The 17,592-nt window shown below is 72.5% G+C and carries 15 protein-coding genes and 1 tRNA gene; 8 read left to right on the forward strand and 8 right to left on the reverse strand.

Annotated features, from left to right (window positions below; all coding sequences use genetic code 11):
• Window positions 1–138: 138 nt before the first annotated feature.
• Together ACH4RC_RS24195 and ACH4RC_RS24200 are read left to right on the forward strand one after the other, a co-directional pair.
• The gene (locus tag ACH4RC_RS24195; protein ID WP_398204386.1) at window positions 139–423 is read left to right on the forward strand and encodes a type II toxin-antitoxin system Phd/YefM family antitoxin; all 285 of its coding nucleotides are present in this window, start codon (window positions 139–141) and stop codon (window positions 421–423) included.
• Entirely contained in the window at window positions 420–671 is a 252-nt protein-coding gene (locus tag ACH4RC_RS24200; RefSeq protein WP_398204389.1) for a type II toxin-antitoxin system RelE/ParE family toxin, read from the forward strand. The genes ACH4RC_RS24195 and ACH4RC_RS24200 overlap by 4 nt, the downstream gene beginning before the upstream one ends.
• A 60-nt stretch (window positions 672–731) precedes the next feature.
• On the opposite strand, the gene ACH4RC_RS24205 is transcribed toward ACH4RC_RS24200, so the two are convergent.
• Complete coding sequence (locus ACH4RC_RS24205; RefSeq protein WP_398204392.1) at window positions 732–3,314, reverse strand: ABC transporter permease; 2,583 nt, start codon at window positions 3,312–3,314, stop codon at window positions 732–734.
• On the reverse strand, window positions 3,311–4,099 hold the full coding sequence (locus ACH4RC_RS24210; protein WP_398204394.1) for an ABC transporter ATP-binding protein: 789 nt from the start codon (window positions 4,097–4,099) through the stop codon (window positions 3,311–3,313). Before ACH4RC_RS24210 ends, ACH4RC_RS24205 begins: the two co-directional genes overlap by 4 nt.
• Before the next feature lie 386 nt (window positions 4,100–4,485).
• Between ACH4RC_RS24210 and ACH4RC_RS24215 the strand changes: the two genes are divergently transcribed.
• Complete coding sequence (locus ACH4RC_RS24215) at window positions 4,486–4,842, forward strand: DUF485 domain-containing protein (RefSeq protein ID WP_398204395.1); 357 nt, start codon at window positions 4,486–4,488, stop codon at window positions 4,840–4,842.
• Between the two features lie 20 nt (window positions 4,843–4,862).
• Window positions 4,863–6,554 (forward strand): cation acetate symporter, encoded by a 1,692-nt coding sequence (locus ACH4RC_RS24220; protein WP_398204682.1) that lies wholly within the window; start codon window positions 4,863–4,865, stop codon window positions 6,552–6,554.
• Window positions 6,555–6,595: 41 nt separating this feature from the next.
• Here ACH4RC_RS24220 and def read toward each other — a convergent pair whose 3' ends face one another.
• The 5 genes from def to ACH4RC_RS24245 all read right to left on the reverse strand — a co-directional run bounded on the left by def (window position 6,596) and on the right by ACH4RC_RS24245 (window position 13,311).
• Window positions 6,596–7,195 (reverse strand): peptide deformylase, encoded by a 600-nt coding sequence (gene def / locus ACH4RC_RS24225; protein ID WP_398204398.1) that lies wholly within the window; start codon window positions 7,193–7,195, stop codon window positions 6,596–6,598.
• Window positions 7,196–7,336: 141 nt separating this feature from the next.
• Window positions 7,337–8,230 carry a cellulose-binding protein gene (locus ACH4RC_RS24230; RefSeq protein ID WP_398204400.1) on the reverse strand — a complete coding sequence of 298 codons (894 nt, stop codon included), beginning with the start codon at window positions 8,228–8,230 and terminating at the stop codon, window positions 7,337–7,339.
• Between the two features lie 143 nt (window positions 8,231–8,373).
• The gene (locus ACH4RC_RS24235; protein WP_398204403.1) at window positions 8,374–9,360 is read right to left on the reverse strand and encodes an LCP family protein; all 987 of its coding nucleotides are present in this window, start codon (window positions 9,358–9,360) and stop codon (window positions 8,374–8,376) included.
• Window positions 9,361–9,428: 68 nt separating this feature from the next.
• Window positions 9,429–12,302, reverse strand: a complete 2,874-nt coding sequence (locus ACH4RC_RS24240; protein WP_398204405.1) for an SUKH-4 family immunity protein — start codon at window positions 12,300–12,302, stop codon at window positions 9,429–9,431.
• A 7-nt stretch (window positions 12,303–12,309) separates the two neighbouring features.
• Window positions 12,310–13,311 (reverse strand): SMI1/KNR4 family protein, encoded by a 1,002-nt coding sequence (locus tag ACH4RC_RS24245; RefSeq protein WP_398204406.1) that lies wholly within the window; start codon window positions 13,309–13,311, stop codon window positions 12,310–12,312.
• A gap of 283 nt (window positions 13,312–13,594) precedes the next feature.
• On the opposite strand from ACH4RC_RS24245, the gene ACH4RC_RS24250 reads away from it, so the two are divergent.
• Both ACH4RC_RS24250 and ACH4RC_RS24255 read left to right on the forward strand, forming a co-directional pair.
• A complete protein-coding gene (locus ACH4RC_RS24250; protein ID WP_398204409.1) occupies window positions 13,595–14,161 on the forward strand; it encodes a YwqJ-related putative deaminase in 567 nt (188 codons plus the stop codon).
• Window positions 14,161–14,682 carry an SUKH-3 domain-containing protein gene (locus ACH4RC_RS24255; protein WP_398204410.1) on the forward strand — a complete coding sequence of 174 codons (522 nt, stop codon included), beginning with the start codon at window positions 14,161–14,163 and terminating at the stop codon, window positions 14,680–14,682. The genes ACH4RC_RS24250 and ACH4RC_RS24255 overlap by 1 nt, the downstream gene beginning before the upstream one ends.
• Before the next feature lie 358 nt (window positions 14,683–15,040).
• On the opposite strand, the gene ACH4RC_RS24260 is transcribed toward ACH4RC_RS24255, so the two are convergent.
• The gene (locus ACH4RC_RS24260) at window positions 15,041–16,360 is read right to left on the reverse strand and encodes a sensor histidine kinase (RefSeq protein ID WP_398204412.1); all 1,320 of its coding nucleotides are present in this window, start codon (window positions 16,358–16,360) and stop codon (window positions 15,041–15,043) included.
• Between the two features lie 166 nt (window positions 16,361–16,526).
• On the opposite strand from ACH4RC_RS24260, the gene ACH4RC_RS24265 reads away from it, so the two are divergent.
• Together ACH4RC_RS24265 and ACH4RC_RS24270 are read left to right on the forward strand one after the other, a co-directional pair.
• The gene (locus ACH4RC_RS24265; protein WP_398204415.1) at window positions 16,527–17,384 is read left to right on the forward strand and encodes a hypothetical protein; all 858 of its coding nucleotides are present in this window, start codon (window positions 16,527–16,529) and stop codon (window positions 17,382–17,384) included.
• 26 nt (window positions 17,385–17,410) lie between these two features.
• Window positions 17,411–17,485, forward strand: a tRNA-Gln gene (locus ACH4RC_RS24270).
• The last annotated feature ends 107 nt before the right edge of the window (window positions 17,486–17,592 follow it).

The raw sequence follows: 17,592 nt of genomic DNA on the forward strand, positions 1-17,592 counted from the left end.
GGCCTTTCCCGTCCGGGGTGGGCAACGCAAGAGGCCCGACACGTCGAACGGGCCGGGGGTTCCAGGGTACGTCGCGGCTGGGGCTGTCGCTCGATCGAGGGACTGCACTGAAGGTGCGGGAAGTGTACAGTTCTGTACATGAGCGAGACGCTGCCCATCACCGAGGCCCGTGCCCGGTTCGGTTCCCTGGTCCGTCGCACCGCGCACACCCGCGAGCGCATCACGATCACGGATCACGGCCAGCCCGCGGCGGTTTTCATCAACCCCGACGAGCTGGCGGAACTAGAGCAGCTGCGGGAGCGGGTACTGGAACTGGAGGAGCAACTGGCCCTGGCGGATTACCGCGCCCGTAGGGCAACCGGCACGTTCGTGGGCGTCCCGCACGAAGAGGTCCGCAAGCGGCTCGGCCTGGACCGCGGGTGACCTTTCAGATCATCTGGGACGAGCAGGCGACGGACGCCGCGGTTCGCTTCCTGAAAGACGACCCCGACGGGTTGCGCCAGGTGTTCAGCGCGGTTGACCTGCTCGCGGACGACCCCCGCCCCACCGGCACCTTCTCCCACGGATACCCGAACACCTGCCGCTTGCGGGTCGGCTTCTATCGCGTGCTGTACGAGATCGACGACGCCACCGTCACCATCGCGGTCCTCCACCCCGGCCGCACCGCCTGAACGCGAAAGGGCCCGGGGAGCACAAGCTCCCTGGGCCCTTTCGCGTACGGAACGACGAAGTCAGTCCGTCGCGATGGCGTTCAGCACATTCATCCGGCCCGCCCTGAACGCCGGCACCAGCGCCGCGAACAGGCCCACGAAGGCCGAGCCGATGAAGACCGCGATGATCGTCGGCCAGGGGATCTCCAGGACGCCGAGGCCCTCCAGGGCGAGGAGCTTCTGGGCGGTGGCGCCCCAGCCCATGCCCAGGCCGAGGCCGAGGAGCGCGCCGAAGAGGGCGATGACGACCGACTCCAGGCGGATCATGCGGCGCAGCTGGCGGCGGGAGAGGCCGATGGCGCGCATGAGGCCGATCTCGCGGGTCCGCTCGACCACCGAGAGGGCGAGGGTGTTCACGACGCCGAGCACCGCGACGATGATCGCGAGGGCGAGGAGGCCGTAGATCATGTTGAGGAGCTGGCCGATCTGGTCCTTCAGGGACTCCTTGTAGTCGGTCTGGTCCTTGACCTTGACGGTCGGGTCGGCGGCGACGGACTTCTTGAGCGCCGCGTACGCCTGGTCGTCCTTGCCGTCGGCGGCCTTGGCGAACATCATCCCGTTCAGCGGCACCCGGTCCGCCGGCAGATAGCGCGTGGCGGTGGCGATGTTGGTGTACATCGCGCCCTTGTCGAAGACGGTGTCGTCGGAGGTGATCGCGGCGACCTTGAGCTTGGTGGTGCGGCCGTGCTCGAAGGCGACGGTCATCGTGTCGCCCACCTTGACGTCGTTCTTCTCCGCGAAGTCGGAGCCGACCGACATGGAGTTCGCGCCGTACGCCGCCGCGAGCGCTCCGGAGGTCGCCTCGCGCCGCAGGTCCTGCGCGTAGGACGGGCTGGCCGCGACCAGTTCCTCCTTCTCCTTCCTTCCCGACGGAGTGGTGAGCGTCGTCTTGACGTACTTGACCTCGGTGACGTGGGAGACGACCCCCGTCCCGGCGGCCTTCTTCAAGGACGCGGCGGCCTGCGGCGTGATCGTCCCGTTGCTGGGTTCGACGATGAAGTCCGCGCCGACCGACTTGTCGAGCTGGTCGGTGGCCGAGGCGACCATCGAGGAACCGACGACGGAGAGGCAGGCGACGAGCGCGAGCCCGATCATCAGGGCGGCGCCGGTGGCCCCGGTGCGGCGCGGGTTGCGCAGCGCGTTGCGCTCGGCCATCCGTCCGACGGGCCCGAAGAAGCGGAGCAGAACCGCGCTGATCACCCGGACGACCAGACCCGCCAGGACCGGTCCGACGACGACGAAGCCGATCAGCGAGGCGACGATGCCGAGCCCGAGCCACGAAGCGCCCTGACTCGCCTTGTCGGCCTGCGTGGCGAGGTAGAGCGCGACGCCGCCGCCACCGGTGAGGAGGAGGCCGAGGACGGCGCGTACGGCACCGGCCTTGCCGTCGGCCGGGGTCCCCGCGTCACGCAGGGCGGCCATCGGGGAGACCTTGCCGGCCCGGCGGGCGGGCAGGTAGGCGGCGAGGACGGTGACGACGATGCCGAGGAGGAGGCCGATCGCCGGGGTCGTCCAGGCGACGGTGAGGTCGTCGGTCGACAGGTCCATGCCCGCGGCCGACATCAGCTTCATCAGGCCGATGGCGAGACCCACCCCCGCGCCGACGCCCACCACGGAGCCGACGACGCCGAGGAGCAGCGCCTCGACGAGCACCGAGCGGTTGATCTGCTTGCGGGAGGAGCCGATGGCCCGCATGAGGCCGATCTCCCGGGTCCGCTGCGCGACGAGCATCGAGAACGTGTTGATGATCAGGAAGATGCCGACGAGGAACGCGATCCCGGCGAAGCCGAGCAGCGCGTACTTGATGACGTCCATGAAGGAGGAGACGTCGGCGGCGTTGGCGTCCGCGGCCTCCTTCTGCGTCTGGATCTTGTACGGGCCGTCGAGGGCCGCGGCGACGTTCGCCTTCAGTTGGGCGTTGCTGACGCCGGGCTCGGCGACGAGGTTGATGGCGGTGAACCGGCCGGCCGCGCCGACGAGTTCACGCTGGGAGGTGGCGGTGTCGAAGTAGACGACGGCCGCGCCGGGGTTGGTGACCTTGAAGTCGGCGACGCCGACGATCTTCGCCTTGATGTCGCCGGTGGCGGTGATGGTGCGCAGCTCGTCGCCGAGCTTGAGGTGGTGCTTGTCCGCCGTGTCCGAGTCGATCATGGTCTCGGTCGGTCCGCGCGGGGCGTGGCCCGAGGTGATCTCCATGGAACGGAGGTCGTTCCTGGTCCAGTTGCCGGCGATGGTGGGCGCGCCGGTCTCGGATCCCATGTTCTTGTTGTGCGAGTCGACGACGGTCACGTTCATCGAACTGATCGCGCCCTCGGCCGACTTGACGCCGTCGACCTTGCCGGCGGCGGCTATCGCGGAGGCGGGCAGCGACTCGGGGCGACCGGTCGCGGTCCCCTCCGTGTCGGCGTCCTTCGGGCTGACGGTGACATCGGCCGCGGTCGCCGTGAAGATCTTGTCGAACGTCTTGTCCATCGTGTCGGTGAAGACGAGCGTCCCGCAGACGAACGCCACCGACAGGAGGACGGCGACCGCGGAGAGGGCCATGCGGCCCTTGTGCGCGACGAAGTTGCGCAGCGAGGTCTTCAGCACGGTGTTGGCGCTCATGACGTACGTCCCCGGGCGTCGAAGTCCTTCATCCGGTCCAGGACCGCCTCGGCCGTCGGGCGGTGCATCTCGTCCACGATGCGGCCGTCGGCCAGGTACAGGACGCGGTCGGCGTAGGAGGCGGCTACGGGATCGTGGGTGACCATCACGATGGTCTGCCCCAGTTCGTCCACGGAGCGGCGCAGGAAGCCGAGCACCTCGGAGCCGGCCCGGGAGTCCAGGTTGCCGGTGGGCTCGTCGCCGAAGATGATCTCGGGCCGGGCGGCGAGCGCGCGGGCCACGGCGACGCGCTGCTGCTGGCCGCCGGAGAGCTGGGTGGGCCGGTGCTTGAGCCGCCCGGCGAGCCCGACCGTCTCCACGACGCGGTCCAGCCACTGCCGGTCCGGCTTGCGGCCCGCGATGTCCATGGGGAGCGTGATGTTCTCCAGGGCGTTCAGGGTCGGCAGCAGGTTGAACGCCTGGAAGATGAAGCCGATCCGGTCGCGGCGCAACTGCGTGAGCCGCTTGTCCTTGAGGCCGGTGATCTCGGTCTCGTCCAGGTAGATCTGGCCCGAGGTCACCGTGTCGAGCCCGGCCAGGCAGTGCATGAGCGTCGACTTGCCGGAGCCCGACGGGCCCATGATCGCGGTGAACCGCCCGCGGGCGATGTCCACGTCCACGTGGTCGAGCGCGACGACCCGGGTCTCCCCCGCCCCGTACGCCTTCACGACCTGCCGCGCCCGCGCGGCAACGGCCGTACGCTCTCCAGTGCCCCCGGTCCTGGGAATGGTCACAGCCGATGCCACGGTGTTCTCCTATGTCGGTCACATGTCGGTTTCCCGACCCCGCAGTGCTCTGCGGTACGTCCAAGTCTGGTGATGCGGGGCCCCGGGCGCCCTGGTGGAAGTCACCGTCTTTCCCGGGGGAAAACCCCACCCCCTGACGGTAGGAAGAACCCCCGGCCGCCTCCTCCTCCACGGGGACGAACGGCCCCCGGTCCGAAGTACGGAGGGACCCCTAGGGGAGCTGCACCCTTCGATGGACTCCGTCTCAGGGTCGCCTCCGCCCACCGCCCCCACCGGCCGCTCCGAACCGTCCCGACCGATCGGTATGCGCGCCCCCTCCCCAACCCCCCTACCTCCGAGTAGCGTTCCGCCTCCCCGTACGGCTCCGGCCACGCAAGGAGAACGGGATGCCGCACCCCGCCCATGCCCACCGCGCCCCGGCCCACCGGCTGCCGCGCCACCCGGACCTGCCCCCACCGGGCGGGCCGAGCCACGACCTGGTGCTGCTGCGCACCGCGTACCGCTGGCAGCGCCGCGTCGCCACGCTCACCGCGCTGGGCCACTTCACGCTGTTCCTGCTGCTCTCCGCGTTCGCCCCGGCCCTGATGAACCGCGCCGTCACCGGCGGCCTCTCCACGGGAATGCTCGTCGGCCTGTGCCAACTCCCGGTCACCGGCGTGGCGTTGTTCCTGTACGAGTACACGGCCCGGCGGCGCGTGGACCCGCTCGCCCACCGGCTGCGACAGCAGGGCAGGCGCGCGTGAACGGGTCCTCGGCGGAGTCCATGTCCCTCGTGGCGTTCACCGCGGTCGCCACGGTCACCCTCCTGCTCTGCATCGTGACCGGCCCCGACCGGGACAACCTGGAGGAGTTCTACACGGGCTTCGGCCGTCTCTCCCCGATGGGCAACGGGCTCGCCGTGGCGGGCGACTACATCTCCGCCGCGACCGTCCTCGGCACCGGCGGCATCATCGCCCTGACGGGCTACGACGGAGTCGTCCTCGCCCTCAGTACGGCACTCAGCCTGATGCTCCTGATGTTCCTGCTGGCCGAACCGCTGCGCAACGCGGGCCGCTTCACCATGGGCGACGCGCTGGCCCGCCGCATGCCGGGCCGGGCGGTGCGCATCGCCGCCTGCGCCACCACGCTCACCGCGCTCGTCCCGCTCATGCTCGTCCAGCTGGCGGGCACCGGCGACCTGCTGGCGTTCCTCCTCGGCTTCACCAGCCAGGGCTTCAAGACCGGCTGCGTCGTCGCCCTCGGCGCGCTGATGATCAGCTACGCGGCGATCGGCGGCATGAAGGGCACGGCCGTCATCCAGATCGTGAAGATGGTGATGCTGCTCGGCTCGGGCACGGTCGTCGCGGGCCTGCTCCTGCACCGGTTCGACTGGAACCCCGGCACCCTCCTCGCGACGGCCGCACGCCAGAGCGACGCGGGCAGCGCCTACCTCAAACCGGGCATGGAGTTCACGGACAGCCCCCTCCCCCGGATGGACATGATCAGCTCCCAGCTCACCGTGGTGCTCGGCGCGGCCTGCCTGCCGCACGTCACGATGCGCATGTACACGGCCCGCCACGCGCGCGAGGTGCGGCGCTCCATGACGTGGGCGGTGTCCTCGGTGGGCTTCTTCGCACTGATCGTCTCCGTCGTGGGCATCGGCGCGACGGCGCTGCTCGGCCGCTCGGCGATCACGGCCGCGCACCCGCAGGGCAACACCGCGTACCTGCTCGGCGCGCGCGCCGCGTTCGGGCCGACGATGTCCACGACCGAGGCGCTGCTGTTCACGACGGTCACCACGGCCCTGTTCCTGACGCTGCTCGCGTCGGTGGCGGGCGCGATCCTGGCCTGCGCGAACTCCCTCGCCCACGACGTGTTCGCGTACGGCAGGCGGCAGTTGGGCGAGCGGGCCGAGCTGCGGACGGTGCGGATCACGGCGCTCGCGGTCGGCGCGCCCGCGATCGTCCTGGCCACCCTCGTCCAGCACCGCAACCTGCAGCCCCTGGTCACGCTCTCCTTCTGCCTGGGCGCCTCCGCCCTGGCCCCCGCCCTCGTCTACAGCCTCTTCTGGCGGCGCTTCACGCGCGCGGGCCTGATGTGGACGCTCCTGGGCTCCACGGCGGTCTGCCTCGCCCTGATGACCGGCACCAATCTGGTCTCGGGCTCCCCGGGCTCGGCGTTCCCCGGCCACGACTTCAACTGGTTCCCGTTCACGACGACGGGGATCGTCTCCGTCCCGCTCGGCTTCCTCTTCGGCTGGCTCGGCACGGTCCTCACCCCGGCGCGCAGCGCGGCCGAGCAGCGGCGGCGCTACGAGGCGGTCGAGGAGTGGATCCTGGCCGGGGCCGTCCGGCGGACGGATCCCGGGGCCGTACGGCAGACAGATCATGGGGCCGTCCGGCGGACAGATCCCAGGGCCGTCCAGCAGACAGACCCCGGGGCCGTTCAGCAGCCGAATCCCGCACCGGAACGGTAACCCCCGGCGCGCCGACCGCCCCTGACCTCAGCGGCGGACGCTCACTTGCCCAGGCGCTCGGCGACGGCCGCACGGCGGGCGAAGACCCCGTCCCGCAGCTCGCCCATCTCCCGCAGCGCTTCCCGGCGGTCCCGCTTGCCGAGCCGGTCGATGTAGAGGCGGCCGTGCAGATGGTCCGTCTCGTGCTGGAGGCAGCGGGCGAAGTAGCCGCGGCCCTCGACGACCAGCTCCCGGCCGTCCTTGTCCCGGCCCCGGACGACGGCGTGATCGGCGCGCGCCAGCGGCCGGTACGGGCCGGGGACCGACAGACAGCCCTCCATCTCCTCGACGAGCCTGCGGGTGGCGAGCGGCTCCTCGGCCAGGACGGGGTTGGCGATGTGGCCGACGTGGCGCACGCCCCAGTCGTCCTCGATGTCCCACACGAACAACTGGAGGTCCACGTCGACCTGGTTGGCCGCGAGTCCCGCGCCGTGCGCGACGTGGTTCGTGGCGAACATGTCGTCGATCAGGCGCGCCAGCTCCGGCGTGCCGAACTCCGCGTCCGTGACCGGCTCGCAGCGGCGGTGCAGCACCTCCTCGCCGACCACCGTGATGCGCCGCACGGCGCCCCGCTCGACCTCCGGCAGCAGCCCCTCACCCATCGCGCGCCAACTCCTCGTCCCTGCCCGACACTTGCCCGAAGGCTTTGCAAAGTAGCACTCGTCGCAAACCTGCCGGCAGGGCCGGGCGCCGTGCCGGTGACGGCCGGCGCCCGCCCGCGTCCCGGTGAGCGGGTACCGGGACTACTCCGCCGGCGCCCGTCCCGTCAGGGTCGCCAGCGAGCTGCGCACATGATCCATGTGGGCCCGCAGCCCGTCCCGCGTCTCCTCGTGGTCGCGCAGTATCCGCTCGGTCTCCCGGTCGACGGCCTCCGCCCGGGCCCGCGCCCGCGCGAGCAGCTCCCCGGCGGCGGCCTCCGCGTCCTCCTGACGGTGCCGGGCCGCCTCGCCCGCCTCCGCGTACGCCCGCTTCGCCGCGGCGAGCCGCTCCCCGGCCTCGGTGACGGCGAGCGACTCCCGCGCGTCCGCCGCGGCCACCCACTCCGCGGCCTCGCGCCCGAACGCCTCGGCCGCCTCGGACTGCTCCTCGGCCTGCTCGGCGAGCGCGGCCTCGCCCCGGCGCCGCGTTTCGCGCAGCAGGGCCAGGGACTCGCCCCGCACCTCCTTCACGTCGCGGCGCGCGGCGACCCGGATCTCGTCGGCGTGCGCCCGCGTCTCCCGCTCCCGGCGCCCGGCCCACTCCTCGGCCGCGCCGCGCACCTCGTCGGCGTGGGCACGGGCGGCGTCGCGCGTCGCGCGGCCCGCCTCCGCCGCGGCCTCGGTCACGGCGTTCGCCTGGCTGTGCGCCTCCTGCCGGACGGCGACGGCCTCCTCCTCGGCCAGCTCGAGCAGATACTGCGCGCGCTTGCCGAGGGTCTCGTACGTCTGCGGGGCGAGGTGTGCGACGACCTCGCGCAGCCGTTCGGCCTCCGCCTCCATGTCCCTGGCGAGGACGGTCAGCCGCGCGGCGCGTTCCCACGCGTCGTCACGGGCCCCGGACAGTTCGGCGGCGACGGCCTCCACCTGCTCGGGGCGGTACCCACGGCCCCGTACGACGACGAACCCGTACGGCGACGACGACGCTCCTGCACCGCTCATCTCGATCCCTTCTGCGCGATCCCCGCGAAAACACGCGATCGGCGCACATCCTGATGGATCAGGCGCGGGCGCCGATACCACGACACACGACGCACACACGTCACAGGTGACACATCCACCCGACCTACTCGGTCAAGGATGCGTCATTTGGAGTCGAAAGTCGGAATCGCGGTGTCGTCCTTCAGCGCGGTGAAGAGCCGGCGCGCCTTGTCGCGGTCCCACTCGACGACGTCGCCCGCCCCGGGGACGTACGGTTCGCTCGCCACCGGCACGGTCGCCGTCCCGGCCAGGTCGCGGACCTTGAGGCCCATCGAGGCGAGGGCGCCGACGCCGGTGCCGGGGTCTACGGTCAGCGCGTCGAGGGTGGTGCGCACGAACGGGATCAGCTTCCACGGCGGCAGCGCCACCGACGGGCCGAGCGCCTTGTCGGCGATCGCGTCGACGAGTTGACGCTGGCGCTTGACGCGGCCCAGATCACCCTGCGGGTCGGAGTAGCGGGCCCGCGCGTACTGCAGCGCCTGCACCCCGTCCATGTCCTGGCAGCCCGCGTCGAAGTCGGCGCCGGACTTCTCGTCGCGCAGACCACCGTCCGGTACGCAGATGCGGACGCCGCCGATCGAGTCGACGACGTCGACCAGGCCGAGGAAGCTGATCTCCGCGTAGTGGTCGAGGCGCAGCCCCGTCGCCTGCTCGACGGTGCGGGTGAGCAGCTTCGCGCCGCCCATCGAGTACGCCGAGTTGATCTTGCCCCGGCCGTGGCCCGGGATCGGGACGTAGGAGTCGCGCGGGATCGAGACCAGGTACGGGCCGCTGTCGCCGTAGTGCAGGATCATGATCGTGTCGGTGTTCAGACCACCATCATTGCCGACATGCAACTGTTTGCGCTGTTCGGGCGTCAGGTCCGCGCGCGAGTCCGAACCGACGAGCAGCCAGTCCGTGCCCTTGCCGCCCGTCGGACGGTCGCTGTCGTCGCCGAACGCCTCGGTGGTCCGCAGTCGCTGATCCGCCCAGAAATACAGCCCTGCGCCGTATCCGACGAGCAGCACGAGCACGAACAGCAGGGTCACCAGGACGCGCCTGGGCCAGCGCCGCCTGCCCGACGCCCCGGTCCGCCTCCGTGTCGCTGCCATGAGCGCATGATCGGGGCGCCCGACCGGTTCCGCAGGTCGAGCGCCCCGATCGGGTACGGCTCAGCCGACTACAGCAGGCCGTCCCACATCTGTTCGAGCAGCACCGACCACCAGGTCTCGGGCGAGCCGAGCGCCACCGGGTCGATCGCGTTCAGCTGCGCCTGGAAGTCGACCGTCCAGCGGCCCGCCTGCTCCGGGTTGAGGCCGTAGCGCAGCCGCCACATCCGGCCGAGCAGCCCCAGCGAACGCGCGAACTCCGGAAGGCCGGTGTTGACGAACTGCGGCGGCACGGGCGCGCCGCCCGGTCCGGCCTCCACGGGCACGGCCACGATGTGCGCCGTCCCGTACTGGACACAGATCGCCTTGCCGAAATCGCTCCCCATCACCAGGTACGAGCCCGCGTCCGACGCCGGCTGCACCCCGCGCTCCTGCGCCAGCTCGGCCAGCGTCGGCACCGGACGGCCCGGCTGGGCCTGCGCCCAGAAGAACGGCCCGAAGTCCGCGGGCAGCCCCGCCACGACCAGCGTGTGCGCCACGATGTCCGGCACGCCCTGCCGCGACACCGCCCGCTGGTCGAACCGGAACACACCGGGACCGAACGCCCCGGCCAACTCCTGCGCGATGGCCTCCGGCGGGACCGGCGGGGAGGGCTGCGCGGGCGGCAGCGGCGCCCGCACCGGCGCCGGACGCGCCGGGCCGTCGGCCACCTGGTGCAACTCGCCCTGATGCGCGATCAGTTGCTGCATTCCCTGCTGGCGCGACGCGTGATCGGTGCCGTACGGCGCGATCGACGTGATCCGCGCCTGCGGCCACTGCTCCTTGATCATCCGTGCGCAGTACGCGCCCGGCAGCGCGCAGGACTCGAGCTCCGTGTGGAGTTCGAGCACCTGGTCCGGCGGGACGTTCATGCCGCGCAGCTCATGGAAGATCTGCCACTCCGGGTGCGGCGTACCCGGCGCCGAACGCCGGATGAGCTGCTGCTCGGAGCCGTCGGGCGCGCGGTAGCGCAGCACGGCCTGGTAGCCGGGTCCGACGGTCGGCTGACCGCCCTGCTGCGGGTAGCCGTACGCGGCCGGGGGCGCCGGCGCGGGCGGCGGCACGGGTCCTCCCGGACCCTGCGGCACCGGTCCGGCGAGCATCGTCGCGGCGTGGTGCACACCGCCGCCCGCGGGGGGCGGAGGCGTGGCGCCGGGCGGCGCGGGCGCGGGCGGCGGCTGCGGCGCACCGGGAGCGCCAGGAGCGCCGGGCGGCCCCGGCGGGGGCGGCGTCTGACCACCTGGGCCACCCGGGCCACCGACGGCAGGACCCGCCAGCATCGTGGCGGCGTGGTGCACGCCGTCGGCGGGCGGCGACGGTTGCGACGGCGGCTGCGGTTGCCCGTCCGGGCCGAGCGAGGAGACCAGCTGGGTCGGCACGTACCCACCGGCCGGCCCACCCGGCGCCCCGGGCACCCCGGGCGCCTGCGGAGGCGGCGGCGCCCCCGGCCCGTCCCCGCGTCCGGGGCCCTGCGCCTTGCTGGTGGCGACATCGGCGATGTCGTTGGCACCCGGGGCCGGGGGCGGCGGAGGCGGAGTGCCGGGCGCCCCCGAGCCCTGCGGGTACCCGTACGGCTGGGCCCCCGAAGGCGGAGCACCCGCCACGGCCGAACCCGGCGCGGGAGGCGGGAACGGGGCGCCCGGCGCGGAAGGCGGAGGCGGGGTGTGGGACGACGCGCCCGGCGCGGACGAGGCACCGGGCGCGCCCGGCGCACCAGCGCCCTGCGGGTACCCGTACTGCTGTCCCGGCGGAGGCGTACCCGGCCCGGCCGAACCCGGCGCGGGAGGCGGGAACGGGGCGCCCGGCGCGGAAGGCGGAGGCGGCGTGTGGGACGACGCGCCCGGCGCGCCCGGGCCCTGCGGGTACCCGTACTGCTGGGCACCCGGAGGCGGCGTACCCGGCCCGGCGGGCGGCAACGGCGCACCCGGTGCCGGAGGCGGCGTGTGGGACGGCGCGCCCGGTGCGGGCACGCCGTCGGGCGTGCCCTGCTCAATCCCGTACTGCGTGAACCCCGGCGGAGGCGTGAGCGGCACGGCCGAACCCGGCACCGGCGGCGGCAACGGGGCACCCGGCGCGGCCGGAGGCGGAGGCGTGTTCGCGCCGCCGACCGGGCCCTGCGGATACCCGTACTGCGACGCGCCCGGGGGCGGCGTGCCCGGGACCGCGGGCGGCAACGGCGCACCCGGCGGCGGGGTCGCGGGAGTCGCCGGGGGCCGCTGCTGGTCCGGGGCGTCGTCGAGCGGCGGGGCCATCTGCGTGCGCGGCAACTGGCTGCCGCCGGAGATCAGGGCCGTCTTCGCGTCCGGGGTGACACCGGGCGGCGGCGTGTCCTCGGACAGGGGCGGCGAGAACACCGTCTCGGGCAGCGGCACCGAGCGGTCCTCCTCGTCACCGGCCCCGTTCGTGTCCGTACCGGCCCAGGGCGTCGCACCGTCGGGCACATGAGGCACGGCGTCCCGCGGCTCAGCCGGAGCCGCCGGGGCGGACGGAGCGGCCGGGGCCGACGGACTCGGCGTACGGCGGTCCGGGATGCCCAGCTTGTCCGCCGCCTCCTGCAACCACTCCGGCGGACTGAGCAGGAACGACGTCTGGTTCAGATCCACCCGTTCCGGCGCCCGGGGCGCCACCGGCTGCGCCGGGACCTCCGGCAGCCCGTACTCCTCCTCGTACCGCCGGATCACCTCACCGACAGGCAGCGACGGCCAGAGCGTGGCCTCGCCGCTGTCGCGCGCGATGACGAGCCGCTGCCGGCCGCCGTCGGAGACCGGGCCGTTCTCCCGGTCCTCCGCCCACACGACGAAGCCCAGCTCGAACTCCCGCACCCGCACCTCGCGTTGCTGGTAGCCGGGCACATCGCCGTTGATCCATTCCTCGGCGCGCTCCTGCGCCTGCGCGAACGTCACCATCGGACCTTCACCCCTCGTCCGCGTACGTCGAGACCGGGACGGCGCTCGCGAAACCGCCGTCCACCATCAGGTTCGCCACCGTCTCCAGCTCCGGCGGGTTGCCGGCCAGCCGGGACAGGAACACGTCGAAGTCGTCACCGCACGGCAGGAGCAGCCGCTCCACCCGCTCGGCGACCGACAGGGCGGCCGTGCCGCCGCCGTCCCGCGCGTCGTCGTACGCGCAGAACCAGACCGAACCGGCCCTGACACCGCGCACCTTCACGGCGAGGATGCCGCCCTGCACGAAACCGACCGCCAGGTAGTCCTTGGTCAGGTGGTCGCGCAGGCACTTGTTGACGTAGACCACGTCATTGACGGCGGCCTCGTCACGGACCGTGAAGAACGGCTGGTCGATGAGGAGGCCGAGCTCGGCGTCGAGCGCCGTGCCGACGGGCGCGCAGCCGCCGGCCGCCTTCAGGAACGAGCGGTAGGCGCCGGGCAGCCGGTAGCCGAGGTCCTCCTCCACGCCGAGGACCTGCTGCTCCGTCACCGCCACCGACGACTTGGGCAGGCCGAAGTGGGCCGGCCGGGTGTCCTGGAGGGGACGGGTGCCACGCTTGTGCTGGTCGACGGCGGCCGTCGCGAGCCCGCCGTGGTGCCGCAGCAGCGCCTTGACCTCGACCGGTACGAGTTCGAGACGGCGCGAGCCGCGCACGTGGTGCCAGGTCCAGCCGTGCGGGGTCGCCACCGCCGGAATCGTGTCCCACAGTTCGTGGCCGGACGCGGCGAGCGCCGCGTTGGCCGACACGTAGTCCGTGAGCCGCAGTTCGTCGACGCCGAAACCCTGGGGCGGCTCCGCGATCTCGGCCGCCGCGCGCGCGTACGCCGAGAAATCCGGATAGCCGTCACCGTCCACCCGTACCCCTCGGGGGTGCCGGGCGGCGCGGACCGGGTCAGGGAAGTTCACTACCTGCCCGGCATAAGCCGCGTTCGGCGGCGCGGCCTGCTGCCCGAGCCGACCTGTCGTCATGGCGGTTGCCCCCTGCGGCGCTGTTGACGGGTACCTGCTTCACCGCGGCCGAACGGGTGCCGAACTCGTGGACTGTTCCCGGCCCGTGTCGATCGCGGACAACGACAGCCTATGCGGTCGTCCGGCACCGGTCACCGGGCGTCCGGTTCCATGACCAGCAGTCACCCTCGTGTCACCACCCCGTGACGATCGGGCGTGTCGGCGGGTACCGGCTTCCGCACCCGGCGCCCCGTTTGGCACTCTGTGCAGGCAACCTGGGGGATTGCAGGAGGGGAAGCACTACATGAACAGCGGTATCGCAGAGACGACCGCGGGGCCGTCCGCGGTCACGGACGCGGCGTCCGGCAACGACCCGCGCGTCGGCTGGAGCGCGGCCGACGCCATCGACGTACCCGTCCTTCGCGGGCGCAGGGACGGCATCCTGCCCGCTGTCGCGGCCGCGCTCTCGGTGCGCGGCGCCACGCTCACCTCCACCGCCGCGCGCGGCGAACTGCCGCCCGCGCTGCATCCTTTGGTGCAGGATTTCCTGGACACGTTGACGAGTGCGCAGCGGGACCGGTTCACCGGACGCTGCGCCGAGGCCATCCTCATCTCACGCCACCTCGTCACCACGGACGCCGAACGCACCGAGAAATCCAAGCGCGCCCGGCGCAGACCCATGACCATGGGCGAGGCCCGCAAAGCCCTCAAACACGCCAAACTCACCACCCGGCGCATCCGCGAGGACGGCGACCCGCTGCACGGCGGCTTCGCCCGCCCCTGCCGCGCCTGCGCCGCGCTGACGGCCCACTTCGGCGTACGCGTGGTGGACCCCTCCGCAGACACAGCCGAGAGCGAGACGGCCCCCTGATGCCCACCCAGAGTTCCCCCTCCACCGCCCTCTCGGACCGCACGTCGAGCACCCGCTTCACCGTGCCCGTCGACGCCGCGCTGCGGGCCGCGGGGTGGCAGCCCGGCCGCTGGGACATCAAGCAGGCCGAGTTCTGGGCGGACGCCCTGCGCTCCCACGTCTCCCCCGCCGGACACCGCCACGCGGTCTTCCCGGCGGCGGTCGAGGCCTGGGCGGAGTTCGGCGGCCTGCACCTCACCCCCACCGGGCCCGGCCGCCAGATCGCCCCGGTCCAGCCGCACCTCGACCCGCTGCACGGCCTCCACATGGCCCGCACCCTCGGCGACCTCGGCCGCGCTCTGGACACGGAGGTCGCCCCGCTCGGCGCGGAGTCCGGCACGGAGGCGCTCCTCGCCATCGACACGGAGGGCCGCGTCTACGCCCTCGACCACAGCGGCGACTGGTACCTGGGCCCCAACATCGACCGCGCCCTGGAAACCCTGACGACAGGCGTCCAGCCGGCCAGACTCCAGGCAACATAAACCCAACAACCCAGAACCGCCCCAACTCAGGCCGACCCGGCTCCGGCCGACCTGGCTCCAGCCGACCTGGCTCCGGCCAACCCGGCTCCGGCCAACCCGGCTCCGACCGATCCGGCTCCGACCGACCCGGCTCCGAGGACCCGGCCCCAGCCAACCCAGCTCCGGCCAACCCGGCTCCGACCAACCGGCTCCAGCCGACCCAGGTCCGACCAACCCGGCTCCGACCGACCCGGCTCCCAGGACCCGGCTCCAACCAACCCGGCTCCGACCGACCCGGCTTCAGCCGACCCGGCTCCGACCGCCCCAGCCCCAGCCATCCCGGCCCCAGCCGACCCGCGTCGCCCGGCCCGCAGAGGGCCTACGCCGCCGGAAGCACCGCCGACACCCGATAACCCCCGGCATCCGTCGGGCCCGAGACGAAGACGCCGCCGAGCACCGCCACCCGCTCCTTCATGCCGACCAAGCCGTTCCCGCCCGAGGGAAGACCTGCCGACGACGCGTCCGCGAGCACCGGCGGCGGCTCGTTCTCCACCTGCATGGCGACCTCGGCGGCGCGGTGCGCCAGGCGGACATAGGTCTTCGCGCCCGCCGCGTGCTTGTGCACGTTCGTCAGAGCCTCCTGCACCACGCGGTACGCGGTCTGCTCCACCGCCCCCGCATACTCACGCACATCCCCCTCCACGGTCATCTCGACGACCATCCCGGCCTCCCGTGACTGGCCCACCAGCTCGTCGAGGTCGGCCAGGCACGGGCCGCCGTCCGCCGGCCCCTCCTCCGCCTCCGCCCGGGACGCCGCCGCTGCCGCCGCCACCCCGACCGCCGCGAGCGGCACGCTCAGGCCACGCTCCGGCACCGGATCCCCGGACCGCAGCACGCCCAGCATCTCCCGCAACTCGGTCAGCGCCTGCCGGCCCATGTCCCCCACCAGCGCCGCGTTGCGCACCGCCTTCTCCGGGTCCTTCCGCGCCACCGCCTGCAACGCCGCCGCGTGCACCACCATCAGCGACACCCGGTGCGCCACCACGTCATGCATCTCCCGGGCGATCCGCGTCCGCTCCTCACCGCGCGCCCACTCGGCCCGCTCCTCCGCCCGCTCCGCGAGCAGCGACAGCTCCCGCTCCAACGACTCGTTGCGCTCCCGCAGGCTCTCCATCAGGCGACGCCGCGCACCCACGTACAGACCGAGAAGCAGCGGCGGCGCCGTCACGCCCAGCGAGGTGGTGATGGCGACGAACGGAACGAACCACCCGCCCACCTGGAACCGGTCGCTGTGCACCATGTCCTGCTGCGCCCGCACCACCGACACGATCAGCGTCCCGACGAACGACATACAGGCGAGCGACCCGATGATCCGGCGCGGCATCTCGGAAGCGGCCAGCGAGTACAGGCCGACGACCGTGAGCATGATGCCCATCTGCGCCGGGGTCACCGCCACCGAGACCAGCACCACCGCGATCGGCCAGCGCCGCCGCAGCAGCAGCGTCGCCCCGGTCAGCACCCCGAAGACGATGCCCGTCCAGACCGGCAGCCCGGCCTTGTGGGCGAACGGCACCCCCTCGAACGCACACTCGACAGCGGACGCCGCCGCGAGCCCCACATCAAGCACGGCACCGCGCCGCCGCTCCCACCACCACGGCCCCCCGGCCGCGGCTCGGTGAATCTCCCCCGTCGTGGTCATGCCCCCAGCCTACGGGCGGTCGGCGCCCGATTTCCGGTGAGTTTTACTTACCGGCCCCCACCACAGCCCGACGTCGAACAGAGCCGAAACCGCCCGGAATCCCTCGAACTGCTGACCAGCATCGATTTACACACCGGACGCCCGTGTCGCGGGCGAGCCTTTGCCCATGACACAGACCACAGACAAGTACGCGGCCTTCGAGGCGCTGCGCGAGCGGGCGGTCACCCTGCGCCGCCAGGGCCTCAGCCGCCGCCAGATCCGCGACGCACTGCACGTCGACAACAACGACATCCTCAACCGCCTCCTGGAAGGCGAACCCCCGCCCGACTGGACCCGCCGCCCCAACGCCAAGGACGCCCTGCGCTCCCGCGCCCGCGAACTCCGCCTCCAGGGTCTGACCTACGACCAGATCCAGCTCGAACTGGGCTGCTCGAAGTCCTCGATCTCCCTATGGGTACGGGACCTCCCGAAGCCGGAACGGCGCGACCCGTCGGAACAGGCGAGGCTGGCGGCGACCAAACGGTGGGAGCGCGAGTCGGTGGTGCGCGAGGCCGAGCGCCGACAGACCAAAGAGGCCGCCACGGCGGAGGTCGGAGCGATGACCGACCGGGAGGTCTTCCTCGCGGGCGTCACCCTGTACTGGGCCGAAGGTGCCAAGGACAAGGCGTACAGCCGCCGCGAGAAGCTGTACTTCGTCAATAGCGACCCGAACGTCATCAGGTTCTACCTGCGCTGGCTCGACGTGCTGGGCGTCGGCCGTGATCGGCTGCGCTTCCGTGTGAACATCCACGAGTCGGCGGACGTGGCGGGCGCGGAGGGCTTCTGGGCCGATCTTGCCGGGGTCGACGCCTCCACCTTCCAGCGGACGACCCTCAAGAAGCACAACCCGAAGACCTCCCGGAAGAACACCTCTGAGGCGTACCGGGGGTGTCTTGCCGTTTACGTGCTCGGGGGCGCCGAGTTGTACCGTCGCGTAGAAGGTGCCTGGTACGGCATAGTGTTGGGTGCCTGCTCGACGGACTGACGCAATGTCCGTTTCGCCGAGTTTATTCCCCCGTGGTGTAATTGGCAGCACTGTGGCTTTTGGTGCCATCTGTCCGGGTTCAAGTCCTGGCGGGGGAGCCATGCTCGGTTCGGGGCCCGACCTACCGGTCGGGCCCCGCCCTCGTTTCGCCTCTCGAACACCCCGGTATCCTGCGGATGTCCACCCCATTCGAAGCCGAAGGGCACCT

The sequence above is a fragment of the Streptomyces sp. NPDC016845 genome (assembly GCF_044332585.1).
In the GTDB taxonomy this organism is placed as follows: domain Bacteria; phylum Actinomycetota; class Actinomycetes; order Streptomycetales; family Streptomycetaceae; genus Streptomyces.